Source organism: Rubinisphaera italica, from assembly GCF_007859715.1.
GTDB lineage: Bacteria > Planctomycetota > Planctomycetia > Planctomycetales > Planctomycetaceae > Rubinisphaera > Rubinisphaera italica.
Genome location: NZ_SJPG01000001.1, coordinates 24,756 through 44,989, shown reverse-complemented (window position 1 = coordinate 44,989; position 20,234 = coordinate 24,756). Strand labels below are relative to the sequence as shown.

15 protein-coding genes and 1 tRNA gene are annotated in these 20,234 nt (G+C 49.9%); 8 read left to right on the top strand and 8 right to left on the bottom strand.

The annotated features are described in order from the left end of the window. Positions 1 to 207 precede the first annotated feature (207 nt). Both Pan54_RS00190 and Pan54_RS00185 read left to right on the top strand, forming a co-directional pair. Complete coding sequence (locus Pan54_RS00190) at positions 208 to 1,218, top strand: DUF1559 domain-containing protein (RefSeq protein WP_242631174.1); 1,011 nt, start codon at positions 208 to 210, stop codon at positions 1,216 to 1,218. A 91-nt stretch (positions 1,219 to 1,309) separates the two neighbouring features. Then, positions 1,310 to 2,632: a hypothetical protein gene (locus Pan54_RS00185; protein ID WP_146501492.1), complete on the top strand. Its 1,323-nt coding sequence runs from the start codon at positions 1,310 to 1,312 to the stop codon at positions 2,630 to 2,632. Positions 2,633 to 2,723: 91 nt separating this feature from the next. Here Pan54_RS00185 and Pan54_RS00180 read toward each other — a convergent pair whose 3' ends face one another. Further along, on the bottom strand, positions 2,724 to 5,324 hold the full coding sequence (locus Pan54_RS00180) for a flagellin N-terminal helical domain-containing protein (protein ID WP_146501491.1): 2,601 nt from the start codon (positions 5,322 to 5,324) through the stop codon (positions 2,724 to 2,726). Between the two features lie 106 nt (positions 5,325 to 5,430). On the opposite strand from Pan54_RS00180, the gene Pan54_RS00175 reads away from it, so the two are divergent. Then, positions 5,431 to 5,661: a hypothetical protein gene (locus Pan54_RS00175; RefSeq protein WP_146501490.1), complete on the top strand. Its 231-nt coding sequence runs from the start codon at positions 5,431 to 5,433 to the stop codon at positions 5,659 to 5,661. Between the two features lie 246 nt (positions 5,662 to 5,907). Here Pan54_RS00175 and csrA read toward each other — a convergent pair whose 3' ends face one another. Continuing rightward, a complete protein-coding gene (csrA, locus tag Pan54_RS00170) occupies positions 5,908 to 6,111 on the bottom strand; it encodes a carbon storage regulator CsrA (RefSeq protein ID WP_146501489.1) in 204 nt (67 codons plus the stop codon). A 765-nt stretch (positions 6,112 to 6,876) separates the two neighbouring features. Between csrA and Pan54_RS00165 the strand changes: the two genes are divergently transcribed. Beyond that, a complete protein-coding gene (locus tag Pan54_RS00165; protein ID WP_146501488.1) occupies positions 6,877 to 8,697 on the top strand; it encodes a carbon starvation CstA family protein in 1,821 nt (606 codons plus the stop codon). A gap of 547 nt (positions 8,698 to 9,244) precedes the next feature. Here the strand turns inward: Pan54_RS00165 and Pan54_RS00160 are convergent. From Pan54_RS00160 to Pan54_RS00135, 6 genes are all read right to left on the bottom strand, one after another. After that, on the bottom strand, positions 9,245 to 9,979 hold the full coding sequence (locus Pan54_RS00160) for a glucosamine-6-phosphate deaminase (RefSeq protein WP_146501487.1): 735 nt from the start codon (positions 9,977 to 9,979) through the stop codon (positions 9,245 to 9,247). 212 nt (positions 9,980 to 10,191) lie between these two features. After that, a complete protein-coding gene (locus Pan54_RS00155) occupies positions 10,192 to 12,483 on the bottom strand; it encodes an ATP-dependent helicase (RefSeq protein WP_146501486.1) in 2,292 nt (763 codons plus the stop codon). A gap of 326 nt (positions 12,484 to 12,809) precedes the next feature. Next, a complete protein-coding gene (locus tag Pan54_RS00150) occupies positions 12,810 to 13,667 on the bottom strand; it encodes an ion transporter (RefSeq protein ID WP_146501485.1) in 858 nt (285 codons plus the stop codon). Positions 13,668 to 13,874: 207 nt separating this feature from the next. Beyond that, the gene (locus tag Pan54_RS00145) at positions 13,875 to 14,870 is read right to left on the bottom strand and encodes a DUF1559 domain-containing protein (protein ID WP_146501484.1); all 996 of its coding nucleotides are present in this window, start codon (positions 14,868 to 14,870) and stop codon (positions 13,875 to 13,877) included. 18 nt (positions 14,871 to 14,888) lie between these two features. Then, the gene (locus tag Pan54_RS00140; RefSeq protein ID WP_146501483.1) at positions 14,889 to 15,314 is read right to left on the bottom strand and encodes a hypothetical protein; all 426 of its coding nucleotides are present in this window, start codon (positions 15,312 to 15,314) and stop codon (positions 14,889 to 14,891) included. Between the two features lie 501 nt (positions 15,315 to 15,815). Further along, positions 15,816 to 16,856, bottom strand: coding sequence for a ParB/RepB/Spo0J family partition protein (locus Pan54_RS00135; protein ID WP_146501482.1), 1,041 nt, complete (start codon positions 16,854 to 16,856; stop codon positions 15,816 to 15,818). 373 nt (positions 16,857 to 17,229) lie between these two features. Between Pan54_RS00135 and Pan54_RS00130 the strand changes: the two genes are divergently transcribed. From Pan54_RS00130 to Pan54_RS00115, 4 genes are all read left to right on the top strand, one after another. After that, a complete protein-coding gene (locus tag Pan54_RS00130; RefSeq protein WP_207310001.1) occupies positions 17,230 to 18,243 on the top strand; it encodes a sodium:calcium antiporter in 1,014 nt (337 codons plus the stop codon). A 390-nt stretch (positions 18,244 to 18,633) separates the two neighbouring features. Beyond that, a tRNA-Pro gene (locus Pan54_RS00125) sits at positions 18,634 to 18,708 on the top strand. Between the two features lie 495 nt (positions 18,709 to 19,203). Further along, entirely contained in the window at positions 19,204 to 19,815 is a 612-nt protein-coding gene (gene nadD, locus Pan54_RS00120; RefSeq protein ID WP_146501481.1) for a nicotinate-nucleotide adenylyltransferase, read from the top strand. Between the two features lie 140 nt (positions 19,816 to 19,955). Beyond that, positions 19,956 to 20,189 (top strand): hypothetical protein, encoded by a 234-nt coding sequence (locus Pan54_RS00115; RefSeq protein ID WP_207310000.1) that lies wholly within the window; start codon positions 19,956 to 19,958, stop codon positions 20,187 to 20,189. Positions 20,190 to 20,234: the final 45 nt, after the last annotated feature.

The window sequence follows — 20,234 nt, the reverse complement described above, 5'->3', positions numbered from 1 at the left end:
TGCACGACTCACGCATAAACACATCATGGAGTGATAATGCGTGTGTGCACTGCCAATGATCGCTGATGTTATGAGACGCAGTCTCTTGTTATGAAAACATGCTTGAATATGCTTGTAGATTGTCTTATAAACAAATAATTATTATTGGTGTTAATCTGTCGCAGGTGCTCATTTCATTTACTTTGCATTTAAATTATGAGGAAACTTATGCCATCACGATTCATTCGAAATGCATTCACGTTAATCGAACTATTGGTTGTTATAGCAATAATAGCCATACTCGTTGCATTGCTGCTCCCTGCGGTTCAACAGGCAAGAGAAGCGGCCAGAAGGTCTAGCTGCAAAAATAATCTGAAGCAAATTGGATTAGCATTGCATAACTATCACGACACTCATGGAGTTTTCCCAGCCGGATATTACGGACGAGCCGGATCTGGAGCGCAAGTTACAAGTTTTGAAATCCGAGCGACAGGCTGGACAATGTTGCTTCCTTTTATCGAAGAGTCTGCTCTGTACGACTTGTACAATTTCGACTGTGGTATTGGTGGATGTGTCGACAGTTCGGGGCAAGGAGCTTCGGCTTCGCAAAATAACTTTTTGGACAAAACAAACATCGATGCTTATCTGTGTCCTTCAATGCCGGGTAGCAATATCGTTAATACCAACCCTCGCGGCGGTCATCTGGATGTCACTGATACCGATGGAACCTGGTCATCCAGTTACGTCTTCTCTTCCGGGGGGAAATATGGAACCGGCAGTTATGATTACTGGCTCAAAGCCACCACAGGATCGAACACAAATGCTCAGGGAATCATGACCGCAAACGGGAAATCAAAATTTCGAGATGTCACAGATGGGACATCGAACACATTTATTGCTGGAGAGGGAGCGACTAACGATCATGGCAGTGATTCTTCAATCTGGGCATCAGATTCCAGTGCACTTCCCGTTCGAAATTTGCCTTTCTGGGCCGAAGGAGAATTTCACAGTTCTCGATCGACACATCTTTCGCCTTATCCCTCTATCGAAGAATGCGTGAATAATACAACTGGGGTTACATGGCAGGAGTGTCGTTATATTTTCGGTGGGCCTCACCCCGGTGGTGTCCAAATGATTCTGGCAGATGGGGCCGTGCGGTTTGTCAGCGAGAATATTGATCGAACAACCTGGCAAAATCTGGGGGCAATGCAGGACGGAAATGTGATCGGTGAGTTTTAATATTTCCAACTGACCTGTATTAAAGGCCGGTGCCCCCGGCCTTTTTTAATTGGTACGGATTTACTCCGTTTAAACGAAAATGTTTACCTGTATGGCAATCTCTCATCTTTCTCAACTTGCATGGACTTTACTATTCACCGTCTTACTCGAGAATACGGCTCGCGCACAAATTGAATTTGAAAAATCTCCTATTCATTATTCCACCTCTGAACCCTCCAACCCGATTACGGAACTGATTCGAAAGATTGACTCCAAAGCCGTCGAGCTCAACTATACAGACGAGCGGGGTTATCTGGATTCTCTCCTTGAGGTTCTGGAGATCTCAACAGCATCTCAAACACTGGTGTTTTCAAAAACCAGCCGACAACGACGATTTATCTCTCCTGAGTCACCGCGGGCTCTTTTCTTTAATGAGGATGTTTATGTTGGCTGGATTCCCGAAGGCGAAATCATTGAGATTTCCGTCGCAGATCCGCAGCTCGGAGCTGTGTTTTACACAATCGATCAAAAGCAACTGACAAATCCTCCGAAAATTACCCGGCAATTTGGACAATGTCTGCTCTGCCATGCCTCAACTCATACCGATCGAATTCCCGGGCATATCGTTCGCTCAGTTCATACGGATCGAACAGGAATGCCGATGCTGCAATCGGTCGCCTATCGCACAACCGACCGAAGTCCGCTGAGTGAACGCTGGGGAGGCTGGTATGTCACCGGGACACATGGTGAGCAAAAACATATGGGGAATTTATGGAGTGAAGACTCCCATAGCTGGTTGCCAACCGACGAGGAGTCAGGTGCAAATCTGATCGATCTGTCAAAAAAGTTCGATCCCTCTCTCTACCCCACATCTCACAGCGATCTCGTTGCCTTGATGGTTCTTGAACATCAAATCACCATGCACAATCTCATCACCGCGGCCAACATCGAATGGCGTATCTACTGTGAAGAGCTCAAATCTCAAGAGACGCAACAAGAAAATTCAGATTCTGGACTCTCGGAAGAATCGAACTACCGTTTAAATCTCCTGGCGTCTCGCATTGTCGAAGGACTCCTGTTTAAGCAGGAAGCACGCCTGCTCAGCCCGGTCAAGGGAACCAGCCCGTTTCAAGACGACTTCGAGTCGAAACCCCCATTCGATTCTCAGGGACGCTCCCTTCATCAATTCGATTTGACACACAGACTCTTCAAATATCCCTGTAGCTATCTCATTTATTCAGAATCGTTCAATGCATTACCAGAAGATCTGTTGAACGCGGTCTTTCATCAACTCAAGTTGACATTGAACGCCAGCAAAGACAACGACAATTATCAAATCCCAATTCCTGAAAGACAGGCCATTTGGAGCATCCTCAAAGAAACTTCTCAAAACTTACCACACACATGGCAACACCATTTCAACCCTAAACCCTAAACCCTAAACAAAAAAACTCCCCGACCTCATCATGAAGTCGGGGAGCATATCAGCGTCATGCTGTCTTCACCCTGCGAGAGGGTTTCTCAGATTATCCCAGGAGGGAAAGTACCTGAGATGGATTTTGGTTAGCAATTGCCAGAACCGAAATACCAGACTGGCTCAGAATCTGAGACTTGGTCAGTTCGGCTGTCGTTTCGGCGAAGTCGGTATCAACGATGACCGATCGGGCTTCGGAAATGTTTTCCAGAGCAACTCCGAGCGAGTTCACGTTGGTGTCGATCACGTTCTTCTGGATCGCACCGAGTCGACCACGCAGAGTCGAAACTCGATTGATCGACTGTTCGACGATGTCGACCAGTGCACTACCTGGGGTATCAGGACCGATATCGAGCAAGCTCTTACCGGCTCCGGAACCGAGTTCGTACAACTTACCAGCAATACCACCGAGTCGGGCGGTGTTGACCGCTTCGATTCCGATACCAATTTGGCCGGCAGCCGAGACTTCCTGACCAATCTGGAAGAGGGAACCCCCACCAGTGATCGTGACATTGGCACGGCGACCTCGGACGTTATTGTCTTCATTGAAGCTCAACGAAGCATCCAGTGAAGCGGTTTTGATTCGAGCCTGCAGACCACTCGTTTGAGCAACCTGACCGTTAATAACGGCTTCGAGATCTTTACCAGTATCCCGGCTGCTTTCGGTGACATTATCCGTTGTTGTCGTCGAGAATCCGCCATCCAGCACATTCACCGCGACAAACTGATTTTCACCGAATTCGCTACTATTCAATTTCAGAATTCGGCTGGCAATATCGACCGTCTGCTGAGCTTGAGCAGTCACCGCTTCTGAACCATTACCTTCAACTTCAACATTGACCAAGCCTCGAGCGGTCGCTGCTCCATCGCTGGTGTCAGTCGAGATAAAAGTCCGAATTTCATCAGCTGTCGAAGTGACATTACCAAATTCGTCAGTCGCCAGATTCACCGTGATTGTGTTATCCGAGGTCCCTGTTGCGGCCACGCTCACAGACAATGTTGCATTGGCAGCACTTGTTGAAGCGAAGACCACATTGACAACCCCATCGGTGCCGTAAGCTCGGGCATCGTTGAAGGTGATGTCGTTATTGGCTCCATCGTTTCCGCCGAGCAACTGTGTCGCAGAAGTCTGCACTGAGAACGTTGACGTATTCGTTGAATCAGCTGATGTCGCTTCTGCAGAGATGAAGCTCTGAGCAGCGATTGCATTGGTTGATGTTCCGCTATTGACCAACGCCAGGATATCGGAAATTGTCGAAGTGGTTGTGCCACTGGTTTTAGCCAGTTGAATCTGAATCGTTGTGTCTCCAGTTTCGGCATTTGTCGAAACACTGGAAATCGAAGCAGAGGCTGAAGATGTTCCAGTCGCACTATCGACAAACTGAACGAAGACTTCGCCGCCAAGTGCACTGACAGATCCACCAGATCCATCATTCCGGTTATCCAGGAATTTGATATCAGCAACATCATCACCGCCAGCCAGGTCAGCAGAAGCAGCCGTTGAAACGGTCACTGCAGTTGAACCGGAAGCACTGACATAGCTACGGGCAGCGACTGCATTGGCAGAGGTTCCGCTGTTAATCAGAGCGGTAATATCGGTAATCGTCGAAGTCACAGCTGCAGTACCGCTGGTTGAGTTACCAATTTCGATAGTAATGGTTGTGTCACCATTGGCTGTCGTGGCAACACTGGAAACGGAAGCCGTATTGGTTGTCGTACCAGCAGTCACGGTATCGGCAAACACAACGCTGATCGTTCCACCCAGAGAGGCATCTGATCCCTGAGTTTGAGTTGCACGTGCATCTGTGAATGTCAAAGTCGACAGGGCAGTACTCGTGGCACCAAACTGGGAATCCAAAGTGTTAACACTTGCAGTCCCTGTATTGACATTCGCAAACGATTTCGTCGCCTCGAGTCCAAAGGTCAAACCAGGATCAAAACTGGCTTTCACACCAGTCACATCAGAAGCGGCATTAATCGCGTTCTTAATATCACCTGTGGTACTGGCTCCACCCAGAAAGATAACCTGAGATCCTTTGGTACCAGAGAGTTCGACGGTCGAAGCAGAGTTCAGATTTCCACCGCCGTAACGCAACTCAGCTTTTTCAGCAGCTTGAGTAATAGCAGCTTCGATTTCGATTGTTGAAGACGTACTGAATACGGCTTCATTAATCTGGAAGTCGGCCAGTTTTGCAGAATCTGCCTTCGTCAAGTTGGTCACGAAAGCTTTGCTGCCGTCGATTAACTTATCGCCGGCGAATGTTGTATTGGCAGAAATTCGGTTGATCGCAGACAGAGCCGCGTCGACCTGAAGCTGATTCGCCTCAACTTCTGATTGTGACAACGCACCACTGTTCAATGTTTCCTGAACCAGTCCACGAACCTGATTGAGCAGGTTGTTGACTTCGCCCAGAGCCGCATCGGCAGTTGCGAGCACGTTATTAGCTCGGTTACTGTTCTTGATCGATTGCTCAATCGAAGAAATCTGTGAACGTAAAGTTTCGCCAGCAATCAAGCCAGCAGGATTGTCTTTACCGGAGTTGATCTTCAAACCTGTTGACAACCGCGTCAATGCGGTATTCTGCAGGTCGTTAGCCCGGTTCAAACTACGCAAGCCTCGCAATGAGGCGACGTTTGTGTTAATTCTCGTCATTGGGAATCGCCTTTCCTATTTTCTGACTGAACCGCTTTTTCTCTAGACGGGGCCAGGTTTCTGGGTTTCGACATGTTCAGATGGCTATCTCAGTAGTAATGACGCGATGTCTCTCACACTGAATGACTCACCAGAACTGGCATTCCTTGCCAAAGGGCATCCTGCTTATGTTCCGTCCATGACCCGTCGTCTCGATCCAAACCCGGAAGCCTCCCGGAAAAGTGATCTCACCCGTTGGTCAAACGGAGAGGCAGCGCAGAATTACATATCTGCGTTGCAACCTACATCGTCCGATGACAATGCCGGCTATCATTCTTCCATCGGACATTACGGATAAACCACTTGAGCAATACAGGTAAAATAAAAAGAAAAACTTAAATAAGGTAAATGGGTAACCCTCAAGACGGGAGAATTGAGGAGATTACCCTCATTTCCATACTCATTGCAGATGCCATATGCAGAAAAGGATTGACCTCTCCATTTTCGAATGACGCCAAAACGAGACAAATGTACAAAAAATCGCCATCGCAAAATTGCGATGGCGATTACATGATTCCTCGATATTACCGGTTAACGCAGGAAATTATTTCCCCTCTACCGGATTCGCCGATTTTTCGATTTGTTTTTCGGTTTGAATCGCGTTGTAAACCTCTTCACGATGTACTGCGACATCAGCAGGGGCCTGGATTCCGATGCGGATTTTATCTCCACGGATATCGACGATAGTGATTTTAATATGATCACCGATCATGATGCTCTCATCGCGCTGTCGGGAAAGAACCAACATCCTGTAGGCTCCTTTCAAATCAATCGAACGCAGACCCGTCTGAAACGTTCGGTAATAAATGGGGGAATGATATGTGGTGTGGATAGATTCCTATCGCCGTTCCCAAAAACGTCCCTGCTTGAACCGGCGATCGGTGATGTGATGGGCGAACAGCATTAGTCTGCTTTGCGACGACATCAACGACAATACTCATGGTGATCGCCCATTCCAGTTTGGTCTCTCCACAGCAGGCTATCGCCATTGAATGAGACCTCCCGGAATGTTCGACATCATCAGGGATACTTCCCGAATCGTCACGTTAGGTACATCAGGCAAAGACAGATTCTCTGATTTCTCTGTTCAACCAGAAAGACCTGGTAATTTGCAACGACTATAATGACTTTATCGATTAAATGACGAAGGGGAGCTTGGAGACAAGGGTCACTCGAAGGGGTGGCTGGGGTCGAAGCACAGCGAAGCCCCCAGAATGTTAATAAAATCTGAGGGCTCACTTCGGTCGATCCCAGTCACCCCGCCAACAACGATTACTCTTGGAATCGCGGAACTGCCATCTTGTTCAGCAGTGTTTCAATTGACGTAGATTTCAAATTCAGACTACTGAAATTGAAATCTGTTTTAGCTTGCCTGCCGTAAATTATCCCCATCAACACAAATTGATTCGACTCAGGCTTGGAAGTCTCGCCTGCTTTGTGCAGAATGATAATCCAATGCCTTAGTCAGAACTGCATTGAGAGTTTCTTAACTTTTTCACTCCGGGTGCTCACTATGTGGACGTTATTTGTCGCTGTCGCTTCGATGGCTGGTTTTATCATTGCTTACAATACGTATGGACGATATCTCTCCAAACGAATCTTCCAGCTCGATGACCACGCTCTCATGCCGAGCGAAGAATTGCGAGATGATGTCGATTTTGTTCCGACCAAAAAGAGCGTCATCTTCGGACACCACTTCACCAGCATCGCCGGCACCGGACCGATTGTTGGTCCTGCGATCGCAGTTTTCTGGGGCTGGTTGCCCGCTCTTTTATGGGTCATCTTCGGCTCAATTTTCATCGGAGCCGTCCACGATTTCGGAGCCCTGGTCATCTCCCTGCGTAATCGCGGACAAACCGTCGGTGAAGTCGCAGGCCGTCTCATTTCCAAACGCGCCCGCGTTCTTTTCCTCTTAATTCTCTTTTTTGCATTGACGGTCGTCCTGGCAATTTTCGGTCTGGTGATTGCCGTCATCTTCAAAATCTATCCCGAGTCCGTCCTCTCGGTATGGCTGGCGATGCCCGTCGCCATCGCGATTGGATTCTGGTCGCACAATCGAACGGGAAGTTTATTGGTTCCCTCATTGCTGGCCCTGGGAATTCTCTATGGAGCGGTCGCCATTGGTGTTTATTATCTCCCCATCACCCTGCCGGCGGCTTGGGGAAATCCCGTCATTTTCTGGACGGTCCTGCTGATGATCTATTGCTACTTCGCCTCGGTCTTACCCGTCTGGATGCTGCTCCAGCCTCGAGATTATGTCAACTCTCATCAATTGATCGTCGCGCTTGCCTTGTTGATTGGTGGTGTTTTCGTCGCCGGCTTTACTCAGCAAACGGATCTGTTCGCCAGTGCTCCCATGATCTCCCAAAACGTCCCGGCTGATGCTCCACCAATTATGCCGTTCCTCTTCATTACAATTGCCTGCGGAGCCTGCAGCGGTTTTCATTGTCTGGTCAGCAGCGGCACAACCAGTAAACAGATCGCCTGCGAAACCGACGCCCAAACCGTCGGCTACGGCGGGATGCTGCTCGAAGGAGCGCTGGCTGTGCTCGTCATCCTCTGCTGTACCGCTGGACTTGGGATGGGAGTGACGACCGCGACCGGAGAACATTTGACACAACTGGCTGCCTGGAATTCGCGATACAATCCCGAACTCGGCTGGGCTGGTTTTAGTCTGGCTGCCAAAGTCGGAGCCTTTGTCGATGGCGGAGCCAACTTCCTCTCTGCGATTGGAATTCCGATCGCGATGGGCATTGGAATTGTTGCTGTCCTCGTCGCCTGTTTTGCCGCAACAACACTCGATACCGCAACTCGTCTGCAACGCTACGTCATCCAGGAACTCGGCACCACACTCAACATCAAACCGCTGAACAATATGTATGTTGCTACGGGAGTCGCGGTCTTCTTCGGATTCACTGTCGCAATGCTTCCCGGACCGAGTGGAGCTTACGGCACCGGCGGGTTGATTCTCTGGCCACTCTTCGGAGCGACCAATCAATTACTGGCAGGTCTCGCATTGATGGTCACCTTTTTCTATCTCTGGCGTCGGGGCAAGAAAGTCGCCTTCGTCGCCATCCCAATGTGCCTCATGTTATTGATGCCCGCCTGGGCAATGCTCTGGCAAATGTTCAACCCGGCCAGCGGCTGGCTCTGGTCCGATCTCCCTCTCGAAAAATATGTTCTGTTCGGCTTCGGCGTCGTCGTGATGATCATGCAAGTCTGGATGATCATCGAAGGCCTCATCGTCTGGAAAAAATCCCAAGGCATCCTCGAAGAACAATTGCCACCATTACCAGAACGCAGCCCAGGCAAACTGGCCTCGGCGAATGGGTAGACATTGGAAGGTAGAGGGGTTGGGATCGAAAGATGTGAGTCCTCGGCAACACTTTTGTTACCTGTCATTATCTGACGAGAAAGTACCAAATGCCACAGCAAACAAGCGGCTTTCGTTTCTCTTCGAAAACTCTGCCATTGTTTATTATTTTCGTTTTTTGTGCGATCTCAATCTGCATTAGAAGTCTCGCGATTAATCAGAGTACGCTTAATCAATTATACGCACAGGAAGATACACTCACGCGAGATATGGTTATTGAAATTGCAGGACTACCTCAATCTCGCAACGGTGATCAGGAGTTTTGCTACAATGTTTGGAATGGATTTGTTTTTTTCAGTGATATGTTTTGTATTGAATTTGATGATGCTGGAAATGTGACGTGGATGTCTTTTTAATTACTGAGTTGCGGGCAATGCTTGTATCGCGAAGCAGGGCAAGCATGAATGAAAGTGGTTTCTACTGAGTCTCTGATGTTCCATTTAAACCGGATAGCCCCGAAAGAATCTTTCGGGGCGGTGCAGCAAGAACCGGATCTCCAACCCTGCGTCTAACTCTTCAACAAACTCGCCGCCGCCTGATCCAGAAACAGCGTCGTATCACCATGCGTTTGCAAAATGGAAGCGGGCACTTCCGGAGTCACTTTTCCCTCGACAGAATTCTTAACCGCTTCCGCTTTCCGCTCATCCGGCACGCTGCAGATGATCGTGTTCGTTTTCAAGATCTGATTGACGGACATGCTCAATGCCTGAGTTGGCACATCGTCCATCGTCGGGAACCAGCCTTCGCCATGTTGCTGACGACGGCAAGCTTCATCGAGATCGACAACCAGATACGGCTGCTCGGTTTCAAAATCAGCCGGGGGATCGTTGAACGCCAAGTGACCATTTTCACCGATCCCGACAAACGCAACATCAATTGGAGCTTCGGTCAGCAACTTGCCGACCCGCTCACATTCCTGCTGCGGATCCGTTTCTCCATCCAGATAATGAAATGCCTTAAGCGAAACCTGATCGACAAATCGCTCTTTCAGATAACCTCGAAAGGAAGCCGGGTGAGTCATTGGTAGTCCGAGATATTCATCGAGATGAAAGCCGGTGACCTTCGACCAGTCGATGTCGGGTTGTTTCACCAGGGCGCCGAGCACCGTAAATTGTGAGGCTCCCGTTGCGACAATAATCCGGGCTTCACCCCGTTCGGCCAGAGCCTGGCGAATTTTCTCAGCTCCTGCTTCCGCGGCGGCCTGTCCCATTTCCTGTTCTGTTGCAAAAATCTCTAACTTCATGGTTGTCTACTTTATCTATTAGTTTCTTTGGCGTTGTAAGTTGGGCCAGGGGAACGCGTAACCCAACACTTTTGTGGAGTTCTCTATATATTCCATTTCGTCAGTTAGTGCCTGACATACATTGGGTGGCACGTCCCAGAACGAAGTGAAGGGCGTGGCGAATCCACATCCCACGCCCTTCGCTTCACTCAGGGACGTGCCACCCTGCATTCTCATCGATTTCCAATCCGTTGTAACGGGCACTTACTCACAATAAAAGTCTCACTCCGATCCTCTTCTTCGAACTCTACCGTGACCGTCCTGCGATGTCCGAATCCGCCTGCTGCCGTGACTGTTCCTAATCCGTACCGCGGATGCCGAACTGATGAGCCGATTGGAAAATTGAACGGCAGTGAAGCAGCCGAGTTGTTCCCGGCCAGTAACGCAGCTGCGGTTGTCAATTGAGGTTTGTCTGGTCGGTTCAAAGCTGCCCGAATCGCTTTAACATCTTCGTCGGAAAGATCGCTAGAGGCAAGTGAAGTCGGTCGATAAGCGGTCTCCGGAAAATCGCTTGTGAGCGTGGTTCCATCGGTTTGCACAAGATCGATTTCTGACAGGAAGTCGCTCGGAATCGTCGGCATCGAGCGTCCGTGCAAATCTCGATAACTGCTCGCCGTCAAATACAGCCGCTCTTCGGCTCGAGTCATGCCTACAAATAATAACCGACGCTCTTCCTCGTACTCCCTTGGATTTCCTTCTCGCAACGATCGCTCATGCGGCAACAGGTTCTGCTCGACACCAATAATATAGACAACAGGAAACTCCAGTCCCTTTGCCGCGTGAAGTGTCATCAGAGTCACTTTGCCCTTTTCGGAATCTCCTTCGAGAGCATCCAGGTCCGATACCAGACTGGTCGTTTCCAGGAATCCTTCGAGCGATGTATCGGCATCGAAAATCGTATCGTGATTTCTAGCAGCCGAGATCAGTTCTTCAACGTTGGCCAGTCGCTGCATATCCTGTTCATTCTGACTCGAAGACCAGGGCCGGGTGTATCCCGTTTTTTCGACGACATCCTCAATCAGTTGAGCCACTGAACCGGAATCGGCGAGAGAGAAATTTTCCATCATTCGGGCGAAGGCCTTGAGAGAAGCCGCCGCCCGTTTCGGCATCTTTGGAACCTCGTCGGCCTGAAGTGCCGCTTCGATATATGTGAGCCCTTTGTCCTCCGCGTAGTTCATTAAGCGGGACTGACTCGTCTTGCCGATGCCACGCAGCGGAACATTCACCACACGAACGAAGGCAGCTCGATTTTGCGGATTGTTAACCAAATCGAGATAGGCGAGCAGATCTCGAACTTCTGCCCGTTGATAAAACGCGACTCCAGCCGCGACCTGATAAGGCACATGATGCCGTCCGAGTGCCAGTTCGAGTTGCCGCGAAATGGAATTCACTCGATAGAAAATTGCAAAGTCCAACCAGTCCCGTTCTCCCGATTCCACCGTATGGCGAATGTGCCGGGCGATGCTGTCGGCTTCGACAGGACTGTCTGGAAAGTGCAACAACTCGACCGGTTCCCCTTCGGCATTTTCGGTCGTGAGTTCCTTGGCTTTGCGAAGTCGGTTGTGTGAGATCAAACTGTCTGCCGCCGCCAGGATCAGTTTCGAACTGCGAAAGTTCTGCTCCAGCTTGATGATTTTTGTGTCCTGATAATCCTGTTCGAATTTCAGAATGTTGTCGATCTTCGCGCCGCGCCAACCATAAATCGATTGGTCAGGATCCCCAGTGACGGAGAGGTTCCGTGAGTTCTGAGACAGTGCCCGTACGATCCGATACTGAGCTTCGTTCGTATCCTGATATTCATCGACGAGCACATACTGATAGCGATCATCGTACTGCGAACGGATTTCATCGTGCTCTTCAAACAGATGCACGACGTGTAATAAGAGGTCATCGAAGTCGACGGCATTCGAGCTGAGCAAATACTTCTGATACGCCGGATACACCTTGGCGACGACTGCGGTGAAATGATCGGCGACTGAATCCTCGAATTGCCCGACGAACATTGGAGCGGTGATCATGTCGTTTTTGGCATTGCTGATCATCGCCAGAATCTTGCCTGGTGGATAGTGGGCGGCATCGTAATCGAGTTCGCTGAGAACCTGCCGGATTGCCTGCTTCTGATCGGCGGTGTCGAGGATCGTAAAGTTCGGCTGCAAACCAACCACCCCGGCTCGCTGCCGGAGAACATGCGCGCAAAATCGGTGGAAGGTACTGACCCACAGATTCTGACTGTTCGTCAGCGTCTTGAGTCGCTCGGACATCTCGGCGGCCGCTTTGTTCGTAAACGTGATCGCCAGAATATTCCAGGGCTTGACTCCCTTTTCAATCAGCCGGGCAACCCGATGCGTGACGACCCGAGTCTTCCCCGATCCGGGGCCCGCCAGAACCAGCATCGGCCCACTGAAATGTTCGACCGCTTCAATTTGAACCGGCGTCAATTGCTGATGGAGAATGGGGACATCCATGTGAGAATCTGTGCTTCCGTGAGCGTGGGCAAAATATCAAAACGAGATTCCGCCATCCTACCCGCTCCGCCTTCCGAAAACAAATCCCGCAGAGATTTCTGCCAGACAGCAAGATCGCAAATTGGTAACCCAGATAGCTCTGCGATCTGGGAGGACGAAGTCCGCAAGAGGTCTTCAACCTGGTGGTGAATTTCCAGCTGAATGCTTACTTCGGGTGGCTGGGGTCGAAGCGGATCGTAGCCCCCAGAAAAGTGCACCGTGTCAATCACTGCTGGGCAAGCCGGCAGTGGCACACTTCAAACTACATATTAAGATAAAACAGTATGCTACGAACTCACCTCTTCCAACTCCTTCTCTTCCTCCATTTCCTCCTCGGCAGCCACATCATCAGCCGCCGTCGTGCCGACATCTTTAGTCAGCTCTTCGAGACGTTCCTGCTGCTTACGGATTTTCGGGAAGTGATCCAGCGGATTGAAATTCGGATCGTTCGCTTTTTTAAACACCTCATCAAATGCTGAAGTGATCGCACTGAAACAGGCCATGAAAATGGCTAGCCCGGCGATCATAAACACCATCACAATCACACGGCCAGCAATCGAATTGGGAGAGAGATCGCCATATCCGACCGTCGTCCCAGTCACTTCCAGGAACCAGGCGATATTGAACAGGTCACGAAACTCTTCCTGCTCGGGGCCTTCAATTTCATACAGTGCGAACATCGTCAGCAGTAAGACCATGATAGCAGTCAGCATCAACGGGCGGAGGTTGAAGTAGGCGCGATAAAAACCGAGAGCCATCACCTGCAGGCCGCGATTGTAGCGGAAGAACTTCAGCATTCTCAAAACACGTAACGTCCGAATCAATTTCAAATGCTGATTGATGCCCGGCACGAAGCCGATCCAGAAGGGGAGGATCGCCGCCAGATCGATCAGGCCGAAGGTCGTGAGCGGATAAAATCCTCGACCCGAATTCCGAATCCAGCGGAGAACATATTCGAGCGTGAGAATCAAAGCGACACCACGTTCTGACCAGAGGAAGAACGGATGACTCTGAAGACTGTTCGATTCCGGATAAAAATGACACTCCAACGCCAGCATGAACACACTGTAACAGACGAGAGGCTGAACGATCTTATCCAGAAAATCGATAGCCGGCTTGAGTGATTCACGGCGGAATTTATTCATGGTTTCCCTCAATGGGCTGCATGAGTATGGGGAAGGGCAGAAAACAGAATCGGCAACCACCCACAAAAAAACCCGGGCCTGACGGCTCCGGGTTCATTAACCTCAGATTGGATATTGTAGGAAATTTGACTCTCTTCACCACCCCGATATTTTAAGGGGCAAGTCGAAGCTGGTTTCCAACTGGTCGGTTTTGTATCCAGGAATGTTCTAGAACTCACCCATGACGTTTCCATCATTTCGTTGGCCGAGATTTCTCCAAGTGGCCAGATTGATATTCTCGCTGGCAAATCGAACCGAACCATCGCTCAGCAAAATCTGCACGCCACCTTTGTGTTGGCTTCTGGCGGCCATATTCACATACACCGCAAAACGTTCGCAATCTGCTGAACGAGCATTTGGAGTTCGAGTGGTCGTAAACGGCCAGGTCGAAGTATAACCGTACATCCAGGAATAGCCGCGATTGTTATTGTTCGTCCCTGCGTTTCCATCGCAGTTATTTGCGTCACCAGCTGAAAGGGCTTTGATTTCAGAGCCTACCAGACATTCAGAGACCGCCATGGTATTCGACAAACCATCGGTAATGTCGCGAAATTTACAGTGGCTATTCGTAGCAAATACACCCTCTTCATTACCGTTATTCAGTACTGCCCGTGCCCATGTGCCATTTCCAACGATATAACTACCATGGCCCTGGGCTGCACTGGCGGTCGAACCACCGTCTCCATAAAGGCGATAGGAGTCACCAATACAAGCAACATAACTAGTGGGAGCGAATCCAGAAACCGCATTCGATTTCGGATCGCTTGGACATCGGTAACCAGGAATCACTTCAGCCCGAACATTGTTAGGGTCCCAACCAGTAACTTTATCTCGAATAAAATCCATCCGATCATACAGCGCCGATTGTTCCATCTGAGGAAGAATCCGAGCCATCCAGGTTGACTGGTTTGATGCAGACGGACCACCTGCACCACGGTCTCGGAACAGGCATCCGATTGGCAGGCAGCCATTGATGTCGTGGTAATTATGCAGTGCCAATCCGAGCTGCTTGAGATTGTTTTTGCAGGACGACCGGCGTGCTGCTTCGCGCGCCTGTTGGACAGCAGGGAGCAACAATGCCACCAGGATGGCAATGATTGCGATGACAACGAGCAACTCGATCAGCGTAAACGCCAACCGTTGCGATCTGTGATTTTTCAGCATGGATCTACCTCATAAAAATTAAGGAACAAGTTCATAATTGACTTCGTCAGTATCAGATGTAATTTCAGTCTGCAGCTCAGAATCGGTATTGTATTTCGCGGGAATATATTGTTCGGATTCGGGCTCCATTTCGCCCATCATATTTTTGATTTGCTTGCCGGTATCGCGAGTCGCCGTGATTTCAACGCGACAGGTCGCCAACGGAATCCCCCGATTATCCAGCGGGTCGGACGATGTGTCGTACTTCCCATCCTTGATGGTCAGTTTGACCGGAGCACCTTCATCCCCTTGCTGAGGGATAAACTGGATGAAGCCCGATTGAACCGGTTCACCGGAAAATGTCACTTGACCTTCCACACTGGCGCGAGAAGGTCCATCTCCACCACCCCCGCACCCTGAAAGAGAAATGCTTATTAATATCAGAAGAGAAAGAGACTTGGACATTGAAAGAGGATTCCTGCATTATCAACTTGAGAAGTGTTTCTCAGTTAAAAGTGGTTTGTGAAGGCTAAAGGAGTTTGTTCTTACCGTGTACTGCGAGGCAATTTGAGCGAAGACCAATGGTAGGTTGACGAAATTAGTGAGGGAGATCTCACTGAAGTGCGAAGAATCGTTCCCTGAATTTACGCAGCAAGATATCATATTCAAGGATTGTTATACTACTTATACTGCACAATTCATTAGCGTTTGTAAAGACTGAGTTTGAAATAATCAGGATGATGGCGCTCCGAAATTTCTACCGATCGTATTAGTCGAGACGGTGAGAATCGAGAAGAATCCCTCCTCAATCCGGATTTCAGCTCATCATAAATGTCCAATAAAAAAGACAGGCTGTTGGCCTGTCATGCTTAATCTCGAACCCAAGGGGAGACTTGGGAGCATGTTGCATATTTTGTCGAAAAACCACCCGTGCCCTAACTGGCACGGGGCGTCTGAACGGACTGATTATGCGGCTCGTGCCTGAACCGATTGCAACGATTCGAGAATCCGATCAAAATCGTTCTGGTTGGCAAAGTGCAGGACGACCTGGCCGGAGTCGGCGGTCTTCAGTTTCAATTCGACTTTCACGCCGAAGCTGTTGCGGAGTTGTTCTTCGATCGATTTGAGGTGATTGTTCAACTCGGGCTTGGACGGTTTGTCGTCCGGCTTCGTCATGGGAACCGTATCTGGCTTGCCCAGAAGTTCCTTGACGGCGGCTTCGGTTTTGCGAACCGAGAGTTGCTCTTTCTGGATGCGGTCGCACAGTTCGAGTTGCTGTTGTTCGTCTTTGAGAGACAGAATCGCGCGGGCATGTCCGGCGGTCAGTTTCTGTTCCTGGAGTGCATTCTTGATTGGCACGGGCAGGTCGAGCAGTCGGAGAGTGTTGGCGACAGCCGAGCGGCTCATACTCAATTGCTTGCCAAGTTCTTCGACTGAGCTTTCGAAGTGATCGATATAATCTCGGAACGCCTGAGCCTTCTCGAGGTCATTGAGATCTTTCCGTTTCAGGTTTTCTTCAAAGGAAAATTCGCAGGCGATCTTATCGATGACATCCACAACACGGCAGGGGATATTCTGCAACCCCGCCTGACGAGCGGCCAGCCAGCGACGTTCGCCAGCAATCAATTCGTAGTTATCACCATACTCACGAACCAGGACCGGCTGAAGAATGCCGTGCTTGCCGACACTGCTGGCCAGTTCGTCCAGCTCGCTTTTCTCGAAATGCTTTCGAGGCTGTTTCGGATTCCTCTGAATCCGATCGAGTGGCAGGTCGGTAATCGTACCGGCTTCGCTAACCGTCGGAGCAGAGTCTGAATTTTGATAAGGCTCATTCGAAGGACCACCTCCACCGAGCAGAGCATCGAGTCCACGTCCGAGTCGGCGTTTCGGAACCACCTGCTGTTGAGGGGCCTCGCCCTGATCCTGATACTCTGGATTGTGTCCCTCGTGAGACTGAACATGATCCATCGAAGAATTGTTTTGATCGAATACGTTATTTTGATCCATCGCTTCAAACCTACCGCTAGTGGCGAAAAAAAGGACGGCGAGCTCCTGTTAAACTACCGATTGGCCGGACTCTAAATTGAGGCTCGAATTCTGACAAGAGCACTCGTCGTTTTGTCATGTTGACAATTTCTCTGCCGTTTCACGTGAAACGGCAGAGAGGTTAGAGATTAGTGATGAGAGGTGAGAGTGAGGTTTCTTCAATACCTTTCCGAGGGCACGCCCAGAACTCACATTTTATTTCCAGATGATTTGTGCCAGAGAACGCCTATCAATCACTTCGACATGTGTTAGTCTGAAGGGAAAGAAACCCACTTGATGCATCAGTGACAAACCGCTCGCCTCGTCAGTATTCCAATAAATTTCATGGCATTAAATGATCACTCCTACATTGATTGCATTACTGATCGCCGGACTGGCGACCGGCCTGATCTGGGTTTGCTGTTCGCGGCTGGAAGTGCTCAGCGAGCAACTTTCGGTTCACTATGATTTACCCGATGTGGTGCGCGGCGGAGTGGTCACTGCAATCGCTTCCAGCTTTCCGGAACTCTCGAGTGTTGTCATTTCGACGGCCTGGCACGGGGAGTTCGAACTGGGAGTAGCCGCCATAATCGGCTCGGCGATTTTCAACATCCTGGTGATTCCCGGCGTCTGCACGCTCGCTTCACGAAAGCTCGAAGCAGATCGGGATATCGTTTTTAAGGAGATGCTTTTCTACCTTCTGGCGATCGCCGTCTTCTCGTTGACTCTTGCCTGTGGAGTCGTTTTTCAACCAAGCGAAGAAGCGTCCCATTCGGGATACGTCAGTCGGAGTCTGGCCCTGATTCCGTTATTCACGTATCTGTTTTATCTCTATATTCAATGGCAGGACTCGCAGGATTCGAGTCCAGAAAAGCCCACCACAGAACCTGCCAATATTAAACGAGACTGGGGACTGCTGGCTGTCTGCCTGATTTTTCTCGCCCTAGGAGTCGAACTTCTGGTTCGCTCTGCCATCCGTCTGGGCGAGATTTTTGAGACACCAAGCTTTCTGTGGGGTCTGACAATTATCGCTGCGGGGTCTAGTCTGCCCGATTTATTCATCAGTCTGAAGACGAGCAGAGAAGGGGAGGATACGACTTCGCTCGCCAATGTGCTCGGCAGCAATACGTTCGATTTGCTGGTCGCGGTTCCGATTGGAGTCTTGATTGCGGGAGCATCGCTCTTTAATTTCGGTCGCTCGGCACCTCTGTTGGGTTGCCTGGCTGGGAGCACTTTGCTCGTGTTTGTGCTGATGCGAAACCAGATGAACCTACGCAGGCGAGATGCACTCATTATGCTCGGAGCCTATGGAATGTTCGTTGGTTGGCTGATTCTGGAGTCGATTGGAATGATCAATCTATTGCGATGAAACTCTCCAACATCTGTTAGGAAAGGCTTCCAGCCTGTCTGAAACCTTGTCGATTTCGTCAGGCACTGCCTGACCTACACCTGTTGGATAGGTTTAATTGAGAAAGAACCTACCGGGTGGCTGGGGTCACACCGAAGCGGAGTCCCCAGGCGTGTTGGTTCACTTCAAAGCCACCTCCATTCATGCTTGCCCTGCTGCGCGATGCAAGCATGGTACCGGCATACTTCTTACAGGAACCCACTGGTCACTGGCCCCTCGACACTGGCCCTTTTTCCGCGAACTTATTAGCATCCCCTGTGTCTCTCAGACAGGCACTAAAAAAATCCAAAAAGATTCTCGTGAGATCGGATTGACCCGCATGGGGGAAGTGCCTAGAATTCGCGAACACCTCGGGGTGTAGCTCAGCTTGGCTAGAGCGCCTGCTTTGGGAGCAGGAAGTCGCACGTTCGAATCGTGTCACCCCGACTCCCGTCAAGAGGACGGATCAACATAAATAAGAGCGGTTTCCACCATTGGAGATCGCTCTTATTTTATGCGCTGGCGAGGGTGGCTGGGGTCTTAGCGCAGCTCCCCCCAACTCCAAATCAGTTTTATTAGCCAGCCCAAAAATATTTGACTCCCTCATTTACCGACCTATGTTTCAGGTAATCAACACGAAAACACCGCTCGGCTCTTCGCGAGTTCGAGCTTGATATCAGCGCGGCGAGAGATGCTGGGAGCATTGAGGGGACTCGCCGTGCTGTTTTTTTATAGTGAATAGTTGCTAGTTATTAGTTAATAGTTCTGGAATTCCACTCGAAACGCACATATCGCAGAATTTGATTTTCGAGGTCGTTTCTGAATCAATTCCTGCAAAACTACTAATTACTATTCACTATTCACTAACGACTACCCTTGACCTCCCCGGAAAATTGATCACAGTTTCACGTGAAACAATTACGATTTTCCAACGAGGTTGCGATGAGAATTGGGATATTTGGGGGGACGTTCGATCCCGTGCATCTGGGGCATTTGATCCTGGCGGAGACCTGTCTGGTCGAGTGTCAGTTGGATCAAATCCGCTTTCTGCCCACGTTTTGTTCGCCACATAAGACGAACGAAAAGACGACCTCTGCCAAGCAACGGCAGTATATGCTCGACTTTGCGACCGCTGGAATCCCGGAATTTGTGGTCGATTCTCGCGAAATCAAGAAGGGCGAAGTCTGTTATTCAGTCGACACGCTGACCGAACTCCGAGCCGAATTCCCAGATGACGAACTCTTTTTTCTCATCGGAGCCGACTCACTCAACGACTTTCCAACTTGGCGAGATCCCGAGAAAATCGCTGAACTGGCCACCATCGCGGCTGTCAATCGGGGCCAGATGAGCGAAGCGGAGATCGATGAGATGTGCCTGCAACTGCCGGATTCCGTGAGAAAATCGGTGCAGATCATTCAAATGCCGGGCATAGAAATCTCCGCCAGTATGATGCGGGATCGAGCTTCGAAAAATCTCTCTATCCGTTTCCTTACACCCAGACCGGTTGAGCGGTATATTACAGAGCAGAAGTTGTATCAGATTTCTGCAGAGTAAATAGTCACCGAGTGGCGGGGGCGCCTCGAAGAGAACCCCCCGAATTTTAACGTCCGGGGGCTTCCGCTAAGCGGAGCGCCCCCGCCACCCAGTCTGATTTCTCGAACACAATTCCTTTTCTAACCGCTCCTGAATTGATTATGCGAAACAAAATCACTCAAATCCTGAACCTGCTGACATTCATTTTTCTGATCGGAATTGTTCCGTCAACCGCCTGGGCGCACCCCGGTCACGGTCAGCCGGAAACTCAATCAACCATTTGGCACTACCTATCTGAGCCGATGCACATCGCCCCGGCACTGGGTGTGATCGCCATGGCGATCTGGATGGTTGTTCGATTTTTCGCAACAAATTCCGACAAAAATCAACACTAAGACATACGTTGGAATCAGTTGGATTTCCCGATTTCCGCCCACCTT